Raw genomic sequence first — 16,069 nt, 5'->3', positions numbered from 1 at the left:
GTGAGACGGGCACAGGCGCTCAGGCACGCCTGGATCCACGGCTTCCGCCGCTGCGGATCCGCTGCGAGATCCGCGACGACATCCACGAAGTCTTCCTGAAACTGGCCTGCTGCGGTGAGCTCCTCTAAGCCTCGATCCTGTCCCGCTCGAAAAGTCGTCGCCGCAGGTGAGCGGGGTGCGGTGGGTCCACTGGGACCATGTCCGCGTGATCGTGTCCTTGCTGTACAAGGTGGCTCGGAAGCTGCTGTCCATACCGTCGGTACTGCTCCGGAGGGAGGCAGCGAAGGACACGGAACTGCTGGTGCTGCCGCACGAGAAGGGGGTGCTGCGCCGGCAGTTGGCCGGTCCGGTCCGCTACGAGCCCGCCGACCGGTTCTGGTTCGCCGTGCTGTCCGCGCTGATACCCCGACGACGCTGGCGCGAGGTCTTCCCGGTCACCCCGGCACCCTGCTCGCCTGGCACCGCAGGTTCATTGGCGCGAAGGGGGACTACAGCGCGCGTCGGTGCACCGGACGCCTGCCTGCCCGAGCAGCGGTCAAGACGCTCGTCCTGCGGCTGGCCCAGGAGAATCCGAGGTGGGGACACAGGCGGATCCAGGGGGAGTTGGCCCGACTCGGGCACCAGATTGCCGCCTTCACGGTCTGGGAGATCCTGAACACCGCGGGTGTTGACCCGGCGCCGCGTCGTTCCGGCCCGACTTGGCGTGAGTTCCTCACCGTCCAAGCCGAGGGCGTCATGGTGGCAGATTTCTTCCACATCGACACCGTGCTGGGTGGGCGGTTGTACGCGCCGACGTTCCTCGGGCACGGTACCCGGCGCCTGCACAGCGCCGGGATCACCGCTCACCCGACGCGGGACTGGACAGTGCAGCAGGCGAGGAATCTCGCCGTCGACCTGGGCAAACGCATGGAGTCCCTCCGCTTCTTGCTGCGTGACCGTGATAGCAAGTACGGCGAGGCGTTCGACGGCGTCTTCCGGGCCGAGGACATAGGGATCCTCAAGAGTGCGCCGCGAGCTCCTCGGATGAACGCTCACTGCGAACGGATCATCGACAGCATCCGGCGCGAGGTCCTCGACCACGTCCTCATCGCGAACGAGGCCCATGCTCGTGAGGTCCGTGCCGCATACAAGCGGCACCACAACGAGCACCGACCCCACCAGGCCCGGCACCAGCTACCACCCGAGGCTCACGAACAGCCCGCCACGGTGCATGACCTCGACACCCGCAAGATAGCCCGTGAGTTCGTGAATACTGACGGGCCGTCTGGTGGGAACCCAGGCTCATCCTGGTACCGGTAGGGCTTCTGGTGTCGGAGTTCGCGCAACGAACCGCCGCGTCAACGTGCTCGACGTCAAGATCGTCGGCGTCGAACCGGGCCTGGTCTGGCAGCGCGCGGGAAGCTCGACGCGGAGGTGCTTCTGGAGTTCCCCTGCGCACGGCTGGCCGACGGGGCTGCCGCACTTGGGCCTGGCTGCGGTCGGCCCTGCGCTGCATGTGTGGCGGGGATCCAGGCCGTGCACGCTGCTGGACAACGTCGCGGCGTACGTGACCAGGGCGCTCAATGGCCGTCGCGAGCAACTGGCGAAGACTGGGGTGGAGCTGTTCTACCTGCCGCCGCGCAGCCCGGAGTTGAACGATTTCGAACACGTCTGGGGCACAGCGAAACACGAGGACTACCCGCGGCGCACCCAGACCAGCCTTGACGCCGCCTACGAGGCCGCCGACCGGGCGACGGTGCGGCAGCGAGACCGCATCCGAAGACCGATGCCGGACCTCACCCAGGCCCTTCAGTTCAAGCCATCTGCCACGCCGGCACCGATGAAGGATCGAGGACGGCCGAAAGTTGCCATCACGCAACGGAATCACACGACTACACTCGATCACCAAGAGGGGTTCCGGCATACACATTCAGGAGGGACAGTGGGCGTTCCCGCTGAGGGCACCTATCTCATCAAGCACAAGACGAGCGGTCTGTACATGACCGTGAGCGAAGGCAGTACGGCGAACTCGGCACACATCGAGCAGCGGGAGCTCAAGGAGAGGTGGGGCAGCCAGCTGTGGCGGCTGAGTAGGGCGGGAGACGGCTACCATCTGCGGAACCTGCACAGCGGCCTGTATCTGCATGTGAGCAGCCACAGCACCAGCAATTCCGCCCTGGTGGAGCAGTGGCCGATGTGGGAGGAGACGGGGCCGCTGTCGGTGAAGGCGGATCCCAACTCGGTGTCCAGTGGAAGCTGGCGGCTCAAAGAGGGTCCGGAGGCAGGCACTTACGCCCTGGAGAACCGTCAGAGCGGCCTGTATCTGAATGTCCGGGGATACAGCAGGGAACCGGGTGAGCTGCTGGAGCAGTACAACGATCCGGCCAAGGGTGCCGCCGGCTTCGCCTGGTGGTCCTTCGAGCCGACCCCCGCCCTGCCGGAGGACCACACCACGATCAGCTACCAAGCCATCGCGCAGCGACTGGAGTTGGACAGCTACGGCGACGACACCGGCGACAAGACAATCGAAGTGTACGGATCGGTCAAGGTGACCTATAAAGACCGGACCACAGCTCTGGTCGACACGAACGAGACCACATCCGTCGAGCTGTTCACCATCGGGCTGGAAGCGACCACCAGCATGGAAGGCCGCAGCGTCGACGTGCCGGTGAAGAAGGACGCCACGGCCATCTACTGGGGACCCGGCAAGTCAGCAGGGGACCGGTCTCCGATCGGGGTGGCCCTCGGGGACGTGGCCTTCGGCGATGACGAGGCGTTCACCCTCGACGTCCGTCTCAAGGACAGCGATCCGCCGCTTGAGCGCGACGACGACGTCGCCAAGGGCACGCTCACCCTCACACCCGACGACACGACCGCGTCCGCGGATGCCTTCCAGGAGAAGAAAGAGGACCTGGAGGGCGACGGCACGCCCAAGCTGGTCTACACGTTCCACCCCACGCCGCCGTACCTGGTGAAGTGGGAGCTCGGCCGCAACAATGCGAGTATCGCAGCTGCCGGCGTACCGGTGGCGCTCGCGGCCCTCCGCGACGACCTCCGACTGGAGCAGCGGTACGAGGACGCGGTCCGTGACCTCGCACAGGCCGCCCAGGCGTACAAGACGGCCACAGAAGCCAACGCCCAGAACACCGCCGGAACTGAGCAGGCCCAGGAGGCATACCGCGAAGCCCGACACCGCCTCGCCCAGGCGCAGCACGAATACATGCCATAGCGCGTAGCGCGGCGCGGGAATCCCTTCGTGTAGTGCTGGCAACATCGGCCCCGGCGCCGACCTGGGCACGCCGGGGCCGATGACGTGACCTCACCGGCGGTCTCACGGAATCAGCAGCGCACTTCACCGGGTCCGCTTAGGACTCCGGGCAACTCATGTGTCCTCGGGCGGGGCCTTCGCCCGGGGCTCGGGGGCGTGGTGCTGTTCGGCGGCCTCGATGTATCGGCGGGCGCCCCAGCTGGTCATGCCGAAGAGGTCCCAGACACGACGGATGTCGCCGTCGGTGGCGAGGACCTCGTCGAGGATGCGGTCCTCGCGGATGGCCTGTGCCGAGATCCCAAGGACGCCGGTCGCCCAGACGTTGCTGGTTGGCTCGGTGTGGTATCCGGTCTGGCCGTTGATGAACAGGTGGGGGTTGGCGGTGTGCGGCCATTGCCGTGCTCGGAACCCGAGGTAGGCCGCCAGCCTTTCGCGTACGGGAGCGGCGAGGAGGATGACCCGGTCGCCGCGGCGGAGCCGGCCGTCGCGGACGTCGGTGAGCAGGATCTCGCGAAGGTCCTTGACGGTCAGCGCGTGGAAGGCGATCAGGGCACCGAGCGCGGCCCGCGTTGGGTCCGCGTCGAGGAGACGCAACTCCAGCTCCTGAGGAGGGAGTTGCTGTGGGAGGCGCGTGACGAGCACGTAGCCCAGTTTCGTGGCGGGGTTCTTGAAGACGAGCTTGAGGGCCTTGAGTACGCGGAAGAGTGCGCGGACGGCGGTGATGGCCTCCCCGCGTGCCGATCCTTCGGCCGGCAGGGCGTCGAGGATGTCCTGCTGGTGATCTCTCGCAGCGACGGATGGGTCGGCGCCCACTGCTGGGCCATCGCGATGATGGGCTGGCTGTAGTTCCGGACGGTTTGGGCGCGCCTGGGCTTGAAGCGGGGTGGCGTGGTGCGACCGTGGTGGAAGGTGGTCAGCCAGGTGCGCAGTTCGTCCCGCATCGGCTCGGGAAGTTCGGCGGTCTGCTCGGTGAACCAGGTCTCCAGGGTGTTGCGGACACGGTCGTCGTCGAGGAATCCGGCGCCCTCCAGGACGGCCAGAGCGTGTTTGACCGGCAAGCCGGGCTTGGTGAAGAGCCGCAGCTCGCTGGCCTTGATCGCGGCCCCCGGTGTGTCCTGCAGAGCGACGGCGCATCGCAGCGTGGCGCAGACCCTGGTGGTGATGAATCTGGTCCAGCCCAGTCGTGCCGCGTGCTCCCGGGCGAAGAACGTCAGCGCGGCGGCCAGCTCGGTGTCGACGGGCGGAGGCAGACGGCCCGGCCGGACCGTCTTCCAGTCCCGCTCCGGCTGAAACAGCAGCAGTTGGCGGTGGGTGGCTGGGCGGAGCGGCCAGCCGAAGGCGGGGCCGGCGGGCTTGGGCCGGCGTTGCTGCTCGCGGACCGCCAGAGGCACCGAGAGGCGGACTCTGCGGTCGCAGTCTCCGAAAAACAGTTGCTGGCCATGGCGGTTGGAGCCGTCAAGGTCCAGCTTGTTGTGGTGCAGGTCTCGTTGGACCAGGCGGGCCTGGCGACGGCAAAGGCGGCAGACGCCCGCCATCAGTGCGGCGGTATGGCCGCAGATCCGGCACGGCTTCCTGTCGGGGTGGCGTTTGCGAAACATTCGGCAGGCCAGGCAGGTGCCACGCGACTGGTCGTAGACGCCCCAGGCCAGGCAATCCGGGCAGGAGGAAGCCATCAAGGGGCGGCCGGGGTGGCACCACAGACACAGTCCGGCGCTGAAGTAGTTGTCCGTGGTGCCACAACGTCGGCATGGTGGCGGCTTCACGGGTCCGTCGGGGTGGCACAGGTGGCAGTAGTCGACGTTGTTGCGCATCACCGGCCGCACCAGGCACCGGGGGCAGGAGCGGGGTTCGTTCATGCCGGTGGTGTCGTTCGGTTGCGGCCCAGGCGTGGCACGGGCAGGCCACTGGTGGCCTCCTGGGCCTCCGGCTTGACCGGACGGAGGGCCGCGACCTTCTCCGGCTCGCGGATCAGCAGTTCGGTGGGCTCGCAGTCGAGTACCGCGCAGATCACGTCCAGGTCGTCCAGCCGGATCGTGGTGGGTGTTCCCGTCCACAGTCCCGACATTTTCCCCGCGCTGATCTCCAGCCCGGCCTCCGCCAGGCGCCGCCTGAACTCCGCGGACTTCCAGATGCCCCGCTCCGCGGCCTTCATCCGTAGGTTCCAGCGCACACGATCACTTCCTTCCGTTCAGCAGCCGGGCCGAGACGCGGTCGTTCGACGACGCCCACGCGCTTTTGACATGGTCACTACGGACGTGTATGTACCGGGTCGTGGTGGAAAGCCACTCATGGCCAAGGGTTTCTTGAATTGCCTTGAGGTCCATGCCATTCAGGTAGAACGAAGACGCGCAGAAGTGCCGCAGGACGTGCGGGGTAAGGCGCCCGTCCCAGTCCGGAAGCCACGGCTGCACTGCTCTGGCCAGCCCCTGGCGGAGCGGGTTGTCGGTGACCCGCCCGCACAAGCCGGTATGGGGGTCGCGTCTCTCGCTGGGCAGCAGCGGAGCGTCCGGGTTGCGCCAGTCGTCGCCGAACTGGTGGCGGACGTCGGTGAGCCACCAGCCCATGAGGTCGTCGACCGCGTTGATGCCGGGTACGACGCGAGGCTTGGGGCCTCGCTTGCGGCTGCCTTTGCCGAAGCGGACGTGCAGCTTGCCGTGGTCACCCAGGTCCGGCCGCCAGTCGCGCAGATCGAGCATCCGCGACTCGTTGATCCTCAACCCGATACGCCGCCACAGCGAGGCGGCCATGTAGTTCCGCGCCGCCGGCAGGTACTTGCGTACGTTGGGGAGGCAAGCCCCCCCAGCAAGTGAACAAATGCACGACTTCGGAAGCACTGGGAGGGAGCCGCTCCTCCCCGTAGTCCGGCTTGGCCGGACGGTTGAACTCGTCGATCGGCTGCTGCACCGCGTAGCCGGTCAGGGCCAAAACGTCGCCCTGATAGCGCAGTTGCACGAAGTCGAAGAATCGGCCGATCCTCCCGGCCTTCCCGTACACCGTGTTGCCCGCCAGCCCCAGCTTGCGTTGACCGCACAGGAACCGGTCGGCGTCCTCAGGGTCCGCCGTCCACAGAGGTCGGCCGACCGACCGGGCGAACTCCAAGCGCGTCATCGACTCCGGCCCCGAGGCTGGCGAGCAGGTACTGGTCGACAATCTCCTGCTCAAAGTCCTGGGTCTCCTGCACCGTGTCCAAGCGGCGCGGAGAGCCGAGCGAGCGCACCACTGCCACAGTCATCCACACCACCGAGTTCGGAGGAACCGACCGTGCGTCGACAATCGCGCCAAGCAGTCAGGAATCCCGATGATTCGTCAAAGTTCCCGCTCCATCGAGTGAACCCGCTCTCAACTGCACCGCAGCCCACCCACGCCTTCTGCTACAGCGGAGAACTCGCGGCAGATCAGACAGTGATACGCACCCGGATCCTCGGTGGCCTGATCAACGAGTACAGATGTGCGGCGTGACGTGCGGCGACGACTTTTCGAGCGGCACAGGGCCGTAGCACCACGCTTGGCCGTGCATTGCGGGCTTGGTCCAGAAGCAGACCTGACCCGGCGCCCGCGGCCTGTGCGCTCGGTTCCGCGACCGCGGCCGGTGTGAAGCGTCGTACATGGCGCCGTGCCCGCGCCGGTGCTCGGCCACCAGCGTCAAGTCCACCGGCGCCGTCACCGGCCCGTCCGCACACAGCAATCCCAGACGAAGCCTGGATAGATCACCTCGATCGACCGGGCCACGAGGATTCGGACAAGGTTGTCACGGGCAATGCCCGGTCACCAGGAACAGGCTCCCGCTGCCGGGCGGTTGCCCAGCAGCAGACAGAACGGTGGCCCGCACCCGCTGGAATCCTGCTTCCGTAAGTACCTGCCGGTACGTGGCGCGGGACCAGAAGACATCGGTGACCTCCTCGTGCCTGCCGTCCGGCCGCCGCAGCCGGCTGCGGACCCTCTCGCCATCGCGGTACGGGCCCGGCGCGGTCGTCCAGCCCTCGAAGTGCGCTGTGCCGACGGAGTCCGGGTCCGCGCCCAGCACGGCGATACGGGCGCCGGAGCGCAGGACCCTGCGCAGTCCGGCGGTCAGGGCACCCAGTCGGGTACGGCTGTCGATGCAGACAAAGACGAAGCAGCACATGCAGGCATCCATCGACGCATCCGGCAGGAAGGACACTGTTCCGTCGGTGCTGAGTTGGTAGTCGACGAGCGGGTGGGGCTGCTGGTGTGCGATGTCCAGCATCGCCGGGGAGGTGTCGACCGCGCACACATGCACCCCGAAGGCCCGGGCCGCCGCTCGTGCCGCCGATCCGGGCCCGCACCCGATGTCCAGCAGTGCGTCCACTCTGCCCTCGGCCAGGCCCAGCGCCGTGAACACCGCGAGGTAGCCGACCGTCTGCGCCGTGGTCTGGGCAGCGGCGGCATAAGCGGCAGCAACACCGGGGTCCTGCCACGGCACCAGATCCGACGTCAACTCGTGGCCCACCAGTCCATCTTCCCCGCACGGGCAATCTCACCTCCGTCAGGACTGGCCGGCGGCGGACTGCGAGGTGCGTTTTCTGGATACAGAAGCGATCAACAGCGCCACGATCACGTTAGGCAACCGCCAGGACCACTGAACACGGCGTGCATGCCGTACGCCACTTGAACGAGTGACGTACAACTCACACGCCGCCGGATGCCCTCGCCTTGTGGTCCCCTGCACGGCCAAGTGGCCCCTCAGAGGCCCCGAACGCTGGGAATTGGCCCCTATTCGGGGAAGCTACAGGACACTCAGCCCTGCAGTTCACCCCCTTCGACGCCGCTGCGGAACGCGGACCACTCGGCTGCGGTGAAGCACAGCGCCTCACGGTGGGGGTTCTTGGAGTCGCGTACCGCGACCGCGCCACCAGGCAGCTGCGCCACCTCGACGCAGTTCGCGTTATTCGTGCTGAAGGACGACTTCTCCCACCTCACGTGCGAGAGGTCCAACGCGTAAAGATCAGCCTTCTCCATGGTGTCCTCCTCGTCAGGGCCGGTTGTGCCGCATCACTACCCGGCTCGGACGGCACCTACCGGCCATACCTCCGAGCCGGACGACCCCTCGGACAGGCTCTACTCCCGAAAGACGCTGACCTGCGGCGAAGCCCTTAGCTTTCAACTCAGCAGCAATACCGGGGGGATCCTCTTCCCTTCAAAATGGTGTAGCACTGGGCGCTTCGCCTTCTGCGCTGCCAATATCGCATCCCTGCGGTGACCCGGTATCGGGTGGTTGATACTGGCCGGGTGGATGACCCGCAGACAGCGCAGCGGCAACTGTCGACCAGGGCCGCCCCCATTCGGCTACCAAAGTGGTACGGCAGCGCCGCACCCGGCCGCGCCTGGGGCGTTGTGTCCGACCTACTCGTCGGGCGACGCCGCCTGGCCGGGCTGGGGCCTGCTGTCACGGTGGTCGGCTCGGGCCGGCCCGCGCCCGAAAGCACCGAGTACGCCGCTGCCGAGAAGCTGGGATACGGCTTGGCCACGGCCGGGTACGCCGTCGTCACGGGCGGCGGCTCGGGTTTGATGGCGGCGGCCAACAAAGGAGCCCAGGACGCTGGCGGGCGATCCCTCGGCCTCGGCATCGTGCTGCCCCGCCCGCACCCGGTCAACCCGTACGTGGATACAGCTGTCGCCTTCCATACGTTCGCTGTTCGCAAGGCGATGTTCCTGCGCCATACCCAGGGCATGGCGGTCCTGCCCGGAGGCGTCGGCACGCTGGATGAACTCTTCGAGGTTCTCGCACTCACCAGCACCAGCACAGTGACGGACTTCCCAGTCGTCCTGCTCGGCACTTGGTATTGGAGCGGACTTCTGGAGTGGCTCGCCGGCCCGGCCCGCACCCAGGGCAAGGTCTCGTCTCACCATCTGGCCCTGGCCCGCATCACCGACGACGTAGAGGAAGCAGTCGCGTGGCTCGGTTCGGCTGCCGAACCAGCAGCCGACGCTTCAGGACCCGGAGCCGTACGCCGGGGCTGGCAACGCCGACACCACGAACGTGAGCCTGGACGTGTGGGTGAGGTCGAGGTAGCCGGTGGCGAAGAAGACCGGGCCGATCGGACCGACATGGGCGAGAACCTGGCTCGCCTTCCACAGGGCGAGTAGCCATGTCGCGCTGATCACCCCACCGAGGGAGGCGGCCCTGCGTGAGCTGGAGTTAGCCAGCCCGGATGACAGGGGGCGCACGGCGGCACGTATGAGCACTGGGGTGGTTGCAGGAAGGTGATTGGCGGGGCCGGGCTGCGGCCGCGCACGCCTCAAGGTGGTGGCCATCGCCGCCGGAGGGGGCGGCCGCCACAAGCAGTCCGATACGCCTGGCCCCGGGGGAGGCCGTGGCGGGGGCGGCATGTCGTGCACCCTGTCCGTGAGCGCAGGCCAGGTAGTGGTCATCCACGTGTGTGCCGGAGGCGGCAAACGCGGCAATGGTGAGCCGGGCTCGGGCGGCGGCTACTCGACCGTATGGGTCGGCGACGTCCACCGACATGAAGTCCCACAACGGCGACAAGGGCTGGGGCCATACTGGTGGGTTTTCGAACACGAATGGCGGCGCAGGCGGAGAGGCCAATCACGTCCCGTCCAACTGCCCCGCAGAGGCCGGGACCTGCGGGCGGGGCGGCAACGGCGGCCACATCGACGCCCCCAACGGCAAGGGCAGCCAGGGCGGCAAGGACGGCTGCGTGATCTTGCCCCATAGGTCGTGCTGCAGCGCGGACCAGTCTAAGCAGAGCAGCCCACAAAGTGCCGGGCTCCGACGTGGCATCTCCCGTCGGAGCCCGCACCTGCTCAAGAGCACCCTGTGACCCGCGGCAGCTGCCGCCGTCGCAGAACCCGATGTCGGGCTCTCTCGCGAAACCAGCACGACGTGCACAGCCCACTCTGGCGGACCTGGCTGTTTGCCCAGAAGACAAGTTCGATGCCGCGGAGGTGGGCCCAACGGCCTTCAGCCACTCAGGACCTCAAGTTCACCCCGGGGCGAGTTTGTTGCGTATCTCGGTCATGCCCTAACAGCAGTCGGGCCATAGCCGCTTGCCCGGGAGCGACCGCGTTCTGACCATCCTCGATGTCACGCAGCGCGTTCTGTAGCACCCGGCCCAGCGTCCAGCGCACCGCCCGTCGGCGGTCCAGAGCCAGCGCGTCCGTCATCAGATCGAACCGGCGCAGCACCTGTCGGGCTGGGATCCTTTCTTCCCAACGGTTGCCGATCGCGGGGAGCAGGTCGAAGCCCGGGTCACCGACCAATGGTTTGGGGTCAATGGCCCGCCACGGCTGTCGGTCCGAACCTGGCAGGGGGGCCAGGACGTTGTCGCAGTGCAGGTCCCCGTGCAACAGCAGGGCGCCTGCTTCACCGGACACCTCCCGTAAGGCGCCGGCGCACGACAGGAGCAAGCGGTGCTCAAGAGGGTCAGCCAGGGACAGTAGGGCTCGGGGCGCAGCGTCGAGCAACGCGGCCGAGATGTCGGTGAGCGTGCGTAACCCGGTCGGTGCGGGCGTCCGTAGTAGCCGGGCCATCAGCTCACTGAGGGCCAGCAGGGCGGCCTCCGCATCTGGCACGCGTGCCAGGGAGCGCCTGGCATCCAGCCGTTCGAGCAACATGGTGCCGCTCTCTGCGTCATGGTCGAGAAGTATGACGGCCCCGGTGCCGCCCCAAGCCCGGAGTGCCTTTGGCTCTCCCACGCTTTCCCGGGTGGGTGGCTGGAGTTTGAGGGCCGCCGGCGTGCCGTCCTCACGCTGTACGGGCAGGACGAGCGCGTTCATGCCGTGTGCCGCCGGGCCATCCAGCCGCAGCCTCCAACCGTCGAGGAAGCCAGCTGCCAGCTCAGGCACGGCAGCAACCCACTCCTGCCGGTCCTCGCCCAGGAATGCGGCCAGCCCGGCCGGAACAGTTACCCGCGAAGAGGTACGTCCAGGAAGCTGACGCCAGGGGTCCAAGCCGCTCAGTGTGCTGCTTGGCCATCGCACCGCGTTCGCTTCCTCCGTTCGGTGAGGGTCAGCACCAGCGCGTCTACCTCATACGACTAGGTTCGCTGGCAGGGAAGGCCGAACGACTGGGTTCGCTGTCAAACGACCGGATTGGGTGTGTGGGTTCTCATTCCGGGTGTCACACACAGACGCCGTGATCTGGACGTTCTTACGGTGTCTCATGCCATGTCATGCGGCCGCGGTGCTCAGATCCGTGTCACTTCCTCGGCCCCCCTGTCACGGCCACGCCTCACCCCGCCCTGCTCCAGCGGCATGGTCGAGGGCCACGTGAACCGCGTGAAATACCTCAAACGTCAAGGGTATGGACGGGCTAACTTCGATCTACTGCGACGCCGCATTCTGCTCACACCGTGAGCCGATCACGCACGGTCATCCAGAAATGTCGATCAGAGCCATTCGAGTTGGCCGCTGTCAGGGCAGAGATTCAACCGAATCAACCTCCCCAACTAAGGTATCTTCGCAGGTCAGGGAGGGTCAGGATGAGGGCAGCCCCTTGATTCCCAAGCTCAGAGCGCGCCTCATTCGGCCGCTGCAGCCGCGCCTGCCAGGCCATCAAGATCAGCAGGGGACTGATGCTGACATTTTGCTGACTTTACAATGCGAGCTATGCCCTTTTTGTATCGATTTTGTATCGCAAAGAGGGCCTCGAATTGCCAACAGAGCGTACCGCTCGTTGAGTTCTTGAGGGTGAGGTAAATGTCGCAAAACTCGTAAATTCCTAATTGGGAATTTCGGGGACATGGACTACATGTCATCACTGCTGGGAGCAGGATGGGACCCGTTCTGCAGTCACAACTCAGTCGGAGGCAACCCACCCGCCAGCCGCGTAACAACGCCGCAGGTCACTACACTTAGACTGGCGGTGCGACACGATAGGGGCAGACCTGCGGCCGCGCTAAACGGCCACATGCAACGCCAAGGGATTCTATTCGCCCTTCATGGTTGCTTCCGCGGGATCGAGCGTCGGGGGCCGAGGTGATGTGTGGTGAAGAACGAGAGAGTCGCGGCCCTGGGCTGTTCGCCCTTCCAGCCGTCTGTGTCGAAATCCCGTACCGACCCGGCGCAATGCCCCCGAGCGAACCGGGAGGCGCCGCAGCGGGACCAGCACGAAGTCGGCAATGCACGGCTTGGGCTCCTTCTCAGCGAACGAGCCCAAGCTGTTGGCCTACACTTGTGTCATCGCGCCCAGCGTCTGCTGGCGTCGCATCCCAGCTCGTGAACCACTGGCGACCGCAAGCAGGATGCTGCTTTCTCCGCCTCGTTCCGGTGAATGTCGGGGTCGCCTCTTGCGCTGGTGGCTGTAAGGGTGCATCGTCCGTCGTGGAGGCGTGAATTGCCCACCATCGGATGAGGCTGACGCTGTGAATCGACTACGAGAGTGCGATTTCGCCGGTGAACCAGGGATGGTTGGTGAATGGTTCAACTCGGTCCAGTGTTTGTTCAGGTGAGGGCACCCCACGTGCGTGGGGAGAACACCCTGCGGAACACGGCGTGCAGGGCCTCGTAGGAAGGACCGCCACGTGCGTAGGGAGAACCCTGGTTCACCTGCGGCTCTGTAATGTGCCGACCGTTTCTTTGCTCACTTTACTCGATGCATCGCGGTGATGGTTCATTGCTCACTCCAGTCAATCTGCTGGAGCAGATCTCGGGTTGGCGTGTGGTGGCTTGGCCGTAGGCGTGGTGCGTTGGTTGGCCTGATTGGCCGGATCTGATCGCCGCCGATGACGAGGGGCTGATCGTCGTGCAGCGGGAAGTCCAACCTGCTGAGGAGAACCGGAAGGCGCCGACCGCCGTCCCGCATGGGCAACGGTGCTATGCGAGAAGAGTGGTCGGCTGACGGAGTGTGGGCGGGCCGGGCGGCTGCGGCGGGGGCGCCTCGACCGTCATCCGCGTATGGATCACTCGCCACAGCCCCTGCAAGACCAGGGTGCAACGCACACCGCATCGCGCTCCTGACCTGTCTGGTGCCGTGACCGGAAAGGTTCACCGGCTCGCGACACCTCCGGTCCGCCCGCACGGCTCCGGTCCGCCCGCACGGCTTCACCCAGGGCAGAACGCAGCTCCCTTCCCCCGGCGCCCCCGATCCGTAGGCTGAAGGGGTGAGCACTCATGCGCCGAACGAAGCCCGCGTCATCCCCCTGCGTCCGCACGCCTCGCCGCCCCGTTCCGGTGGGGCGACCCGTGCCCCGCAGCGACCGGCGGGAGCCCCACAGACACCCGCGCCGAGGGAACCCCTGTGGCGCAACCTCGTCGGCGATGTGCTGCGGCGCGAGCGGCTCGCCCAGGAGCGCACGCTGAAGGACGTAGCGGAGGCGGCCCGGATCTCGATGCCATACCTGTCGGAGCTGGAGCGCGGACGCAAGGAGGCATCCTCCGAGGTGCTCGCGGCCGCCGCCCAGGCTCTCGGGCTCGGCCTCACCGACCTGCTCTCGCTCGCCCAGGACGAGCTGACCCGGTACACCCGGAGCCGGGTGGGCGGGGGCCGCAGGTCGCCCACGGCGCAGTACGACGGCCTCTGCCTCGCCGCCTGACCGGGACCGGCGGCCGGTACGGGGGAACCGGCGGCCGGTACGGCGGGGGCACCACCGCCGTACCGGCCGGCTCGCCGCCCTTCGGCCACGGCCGCACGAGGTCGGACCGAGGTCGGACCGGGGTCTGACCGGGGTCGGACCGGGTCAGACGAACGCGAGCCGTCGGCTCAGCACCTCGTCGGCGAGCCCGTAGGCGACGGCCTCCTCGGCGGTGAGCACCTTGTCCCGGTCCATGTCCGCGCGCAGCGTCGCCACGTCGTGCTGCGTGTGCCGGGACAGGACCTCCTCCACCTGCGAGCGGATGCGAGCCATCTCCTTGGCCGCCAGGCTGAGGTCGGAGACCGTGCCCTGCCGGCCGCCGCTGGCCGGCTGGCCGAGCAGCACCCGCGCATGCTGGAGCACGAACCGTCGCCCGGGATCTCCGCCGGCCAGCAGCACCGCCGCCGTCGACGCCGCCTGACCGACGCAGAACGTCGAGATCGGCGCCTGCACGAACGTCATCGTGTCGTAGATCGCCATCAGCGAAGTGAACGATCCACCGGGCGAGTTGAGATAGATCGAGATCTCGCGCTCCGGGTTCGCCGACTCCAGATGCAGGAGTTGCGCGATGACCACATTGGCGACCCCGTCGTCGATCTCGGTGCCGAGGAAGACGATCCGCTCGTTCAGCAGCCGGCTGAAGACGTCGTAGGACCGCTCACCCTGCGCGGTCCGCTCGATGACGTAGGGAACCGTGTACGACCCCATGTCACAACCCCATCCGTCGGCGCGACGCGGCCGGGCGGATGTCGGCGAGCGACTCCACCACCCGGTCCACGATCCCGTACTCCCTGGCCTGCTCGGCCGTGAACCAGCGGTCCCGGTCGCCGTCCCGCGCGATCGTCTCCTCGCTCTGCCCGGTGTGCTCGGCAGTGATCCGCTCGACGGCCTTCTTGGTGAACTCCAGGTTCTCCGCCTGGATCTCGATGTCCGCCGCGGTGCCACCGATACCCGCCGAGGGCTGGTGCATCATGATCCGCGCGTTCGGCAGTGCCAACCGCTTGCCGGGCGCCCCCACGGTGAGCAGGAACTGGCCCATACTGGCGGCGAACCCCATCGCCAGCGTCGAGACGTCGTTCGGGACGAGCCGCATGGTGTCGTAGATGGCCAGACCCGCGGTGACCGACCCGCCGGGGCTGTTGATGTACAGGCTGATGTCGGTGCGCGGGTCCTCCGCCGACAGCAACAGCAGTTGCGCACATACCCGGTTGGCCGACACGTCGTCGACCTGTGTGCCGAGGAGGACGATCCGCTGGGCGAGCAGCTGTGCCGCGAGGTGGTCGTCAAAGCGGCTGGGCGGTGTGTCACCCTCCTCCGCACGGGGCGGCAGCGTGGTGAGTGAAGTCATCTGGTCTCCTTGTCTTGCCGAGGCAGGAATGCCGTCGACTCCACTCTTGACCTCGGGAGACCCCCGGATGCGGTTTCTCTGCCCACCGCAGATTCGCCACGGGCAGAGCCGACGGCTCAGCCCTTCTCGCGCGGCCGCCGGAAGAACGCCCGTACCTCCTTCACCAGCAGGCCCGGCTCCTCCAGGGCCGCGAAGTGCCCGCCCCGTTCGAACTCCGTGCGGCGCACGATGTTCTCCGTCCGCTCCGCCATGTGCCGCAATCCACGGCAGTTACTGGCCCTATCCTGCAAAGAACCCCCGTATGTTTGAGGACATCTGATGACTCCTTCACTCGAACACGTCACGCAACTCATCCCGCCACCCTCGGATCCCCGAGAAACGGACTGGGACAACGCAGAGCAAGCACTCGGCGTCCAACTGCCCACCGACTACAAGGAACTCATCCACGCCTACGGAGGCAGCAGCTGGGACGACTACCTCTACGTCCTGGAGCCTGGCTGCCCCAATGACAACTACGACCTCATCGAATGGGAAGACCAGCAAACAGAGGCACTGGACGGACTGTGGGAGTTCGAGAAGAAGCCGGTAGAACTCGAAGAAGAAGGCAGCCGAGTCATTCCTTGGGCCAGCACCGACAACGGAGAGTGCCTCTACTGGCTTGTCCGCTCCGGCCGGCAACCAGATGACTGGACGGTCATGGTCAATGAGGCACGCGGGGACCGCTGGGAACACTTCCCATATACGTGCACGCAGTTTCTGGCCTCGGCCCTCACAGGGGACCTGCGCTCCACCATTCTCTCCTCCCGCTTCCCCCTCCCCGTCCACGCGTTCCGACAACTCCACGCGGTGTAAGGCCGACCAGCCGACTCCCGGCGCACCACGCTCGAGGTACTCCGCGGCTCGGCACATATATCCCGGCGCTGT

General features: G+C 66.9%; 14 protein-coding genes and 2 pseudogenes. 5 read left to right on the top strand and 11 right to left on the bottom strand.

All coding sequences use genetic code 11. From position 1 onward, the window contains the following. Positions 1-205: 205 nt before the first annotated feature. Positions 206-1,299: pseudogene (locus SNA_RS28075) on the top strand (integrase core domain-containing protein). Between the two features lie 247 nt (positions 1,300-1,546). Then, a complete protein-coding gene (locus SNA_RS28070) occupies positions 1,547-3,208 on the top strand; it encodes an RICIN domain-containing protein (protein ID WP_157880124.1) in 1,662 nt (553 codons plus the stop codon). Positions 3,209-3,361: 153 nt separating this feature from the next. On the opposite strand, the gene SNA_RS40585 is transcribed toward SNA_RS28070, so the two are convergent. From SNA_RS40585 to SNA_RS28040, 7 genes are all read right to left on the bottom strand, one after another. Continuing rightward, entirely contained in the window at positions 3,362-3,841 is a 480-nt protein-coding gene (locus SNA_RS40585) for a hypothetical protein (protein WP_051877162.1), read from the bottom strand. Next, positions 3,793-5,103, bottom strand: coding sequence for a hypothetical protein (locus tag SNA_RS40580; protein ID WP_157880123.1), 1,311 nt, complete (start codon positions 5,101-5,103; stop codon positions 3,793-3,795). Before SNA_RS40580 ends, SNA_RS40585 begins: the two co-directional genes overlap by 49 nt. Then, positions 5,100-5,417: a helix-turn-helix domain-containing protein gene (locus SNA_RS28060; RefSeq protein WP_030064144.1), complete on the bottom strand. Its 318-nt coding sequence runs from the start codon at positions 5,415-5,417 to the stop codon at positions 5,100-5,102. The genes SNA_RS40580 and SNA_RS28060 overlap by 4 nt, the downstream gene beginning before the upstream one ends. 4 nt (positions 5,418-5,421) lie before the next feature. Next, positions 5,422-5,994: a tyrosine-type recombinase/integrase gene (locus SNA_RS43440; protein ID WP_198535148.1), complete on the bottom strand. Its 573-nt coding sequence runs from the start codon at positions 5,992-5,994 to the stop codon at positions 5,422-5,424. Next, positions 5,906-6,355, bottom strand: coding sequence for a hypothetical protein (locus SNA_RS43435; protein WP_198535152.1), 450 nt, complete (start codon positions 6,353-6,355; stop codon positions 5,906-5,908). Before SNA_RS43435 ends, SNA_RS43440 begins: the two co-directional genes overlap by 89 nt. Positions 6,356-6,995: 640 nt before the next feature. After that, positions 6,996-7,715 (bottom strand): class I SAM-dependent methyltransferase, encoded by a 720-nt coding sequence (locus SNA_RS38660; RefSeq protein ID WP_051877160.1) that lies wholly within the window; start codon positions 7,713-7,715, stop codon positions 6,996-6,998. A gap of 287 nt (positions 7,716-8,002) precedes the next feature. Next, entirely contained in the window at positions 8,003-8,224 is a 222-nt protein-coding gene (locus SNA_RS28040) for a DUF397 domain-containing protein (RefSeq protein WP_030064142.1), read from the bottom strand. A gap of 270 nt (positions 8,225-8,494) precedes the next feature. On the opposite strand from SNA_RS28040, the gene SNA_RS28035 reads away from it, so the two are divergent. Continuing rightward, positions 8,495-9,352: an LOG family protein gene (locus SNA_RS28035; RefSeq protein WP_157880122.1), complete on the top strand. Its 858-nt coding sequence runs from the start codon at positions 8,495-8,497 to the stop codon at positions 9,350-9,352. 843 nt (positions 9,353-10,195) lie between these two features. Here SNA_RS28035 and SNA_RS28025 read toward each other — a convergent pair. Next, entirely contained in the window at positions 10,196-11,176 is a 981-nt protein-coding gene (locus SNA_RS28025; protein WP_063752429.1) for an aminoglycoside phosphotransferase family protein, read from the bottom strand. Positions 11,177-13,326: 2,150 nt separating this feature from the next. Between SNA_RS28025 and SNA_RS28020 the strand changes: the two genes are divergently transcribed. After that, a complete protein-coding gene (locus tag SNA_RS28020) occupies positions 13,327-13,758 on the top strand; it encodes a helix-turn-helix domain-containing protein (RefSeq protein ID WP_030064139.1) in 432 nt (143 codons plus the stop codon). 144 nt (positions 13,759-13,902) lie between these two features. Here SNA_RS28020 and SNA_RS28015 read toward each other — a convergent pair whose 3' ends face one another. The 3 genes and pseudogenes from SNA_RS28015 to SNA_RS41675 all read right to left on the bottom strand — a co-directional run. Next, the gene (locus tag SNA_RS28015) at positions 13,903-14,505 is read right to left on the bottom strand and encodes a ClpP family protease (protein ID WP_030064138.1); all 603 of its coding nucleotides are present in this window, start codon (positions 14,503-14,505) and stop codon (positions 13,903-13,905) included. Position 14,506: 1 nt separating this feature from the next. Next, positions 14,507-15,145: an ATP-dependent Clp protease proteolytic subunit gene (locus SNA_RS28010; protein ID WP_030064137.1), complete on the bottom strand. Its 639-nt coding sequence runs from the start codon at positions 15,143-15,145 to the stop codon at positions 14,507-14,509. A 116-nt stretch (positions 15,146-15,261) separates the two neighbouring features. Then, a pseudogene (locus tag SNA_RS41675) lies at positions 15,262-15,405 on the bottom strand (epoxide hydrolase); the annotation flags it as partial. Between the two features lie 58 nt (positions 15,406-15,463). Between SNA_RS41675 and SNA_RS28005 the strand changes: the two are divergent. Beyond that, positions 15,464-15,997 (top strand): SMI1/KNR4 family protein, encoded by a 534-nt coding sequence (locus tag SNA_RS28005; RefSeq protein WP_030064136.1) that lies wholly within the window; start codon positions 15,464-15,466, stop codon positions 15,995-15,997. Positions 15,998-16,069: the final 72 nt, after the last annotated feature.

It is taken from the genome of Streptomyces natalensis ATCC 27448 (genome assembly GCF_000935125.1).
GTDB classification, from domain to species: domain Bacteria; phylum Actinomycetota; class Actinomycetes; order Streptomycetales; family Streptomycetaceae; genus Streptomyces; species Streptomyces natalensis.
This window is presented reverse-complemented; position numbering and strand designations above follow the sequence as displayed.

Excerpts from the sequence above, each read along its gene's own strand:
- SNA_RS40580 (WP_157880123.1), bottom strand. The coding sequence starts at position 5,103 with ATGAACGAACCCCGCTCCTGCCCCCGGTGCCTGGTGCGGCCGGTGATG.
- SNA_RS43440 (WP_198535148.1), bottom strand. The coding sequence starts at position 5,994 with ATGGCCGCCTCGCTGTGGCGGCGTATCGGGTTGAGGATCAACGAGTCG.
- SNA_RS43435 (WP_198535152.1), bottom strand. The coding sequence starts at position 6,355 with ATGACGCGCTTGGAGTTCGCCCGGTCGGTCGGCCGACCTCTGTGGACG.
- SNA_RS28040 (WP_030064142.1), bottom strand. The coding sequence starts at position 8,224 with ATGGAGAAGGCTGATCTTTACGCGTTGGACCTCTCGCACGTGAGGTGG.
- SNA_RS28015 (WP_030064138.1), bottom strand. The coding sequence starts at position 14,505 with ATGGGGTCGTACACGGTTCCCTACGTCATCGAGCGGACCGCGCAGGGT.
- SNA_RS28010 (WP_030064137.1), bottom strand. The coding sequence starts at position 15,145 with ATGACTTCACTCACCACGCTGCCGCCCCGTGCGGAGGAGGGTGACACA.
- SNA_RS28005 (WP_030064136.1), top strand. The coding sequence starts at position 15,464 with ATGACTCCTTCACTCGAACACGTCACGCAACTCATCCCGCCACCCTCG.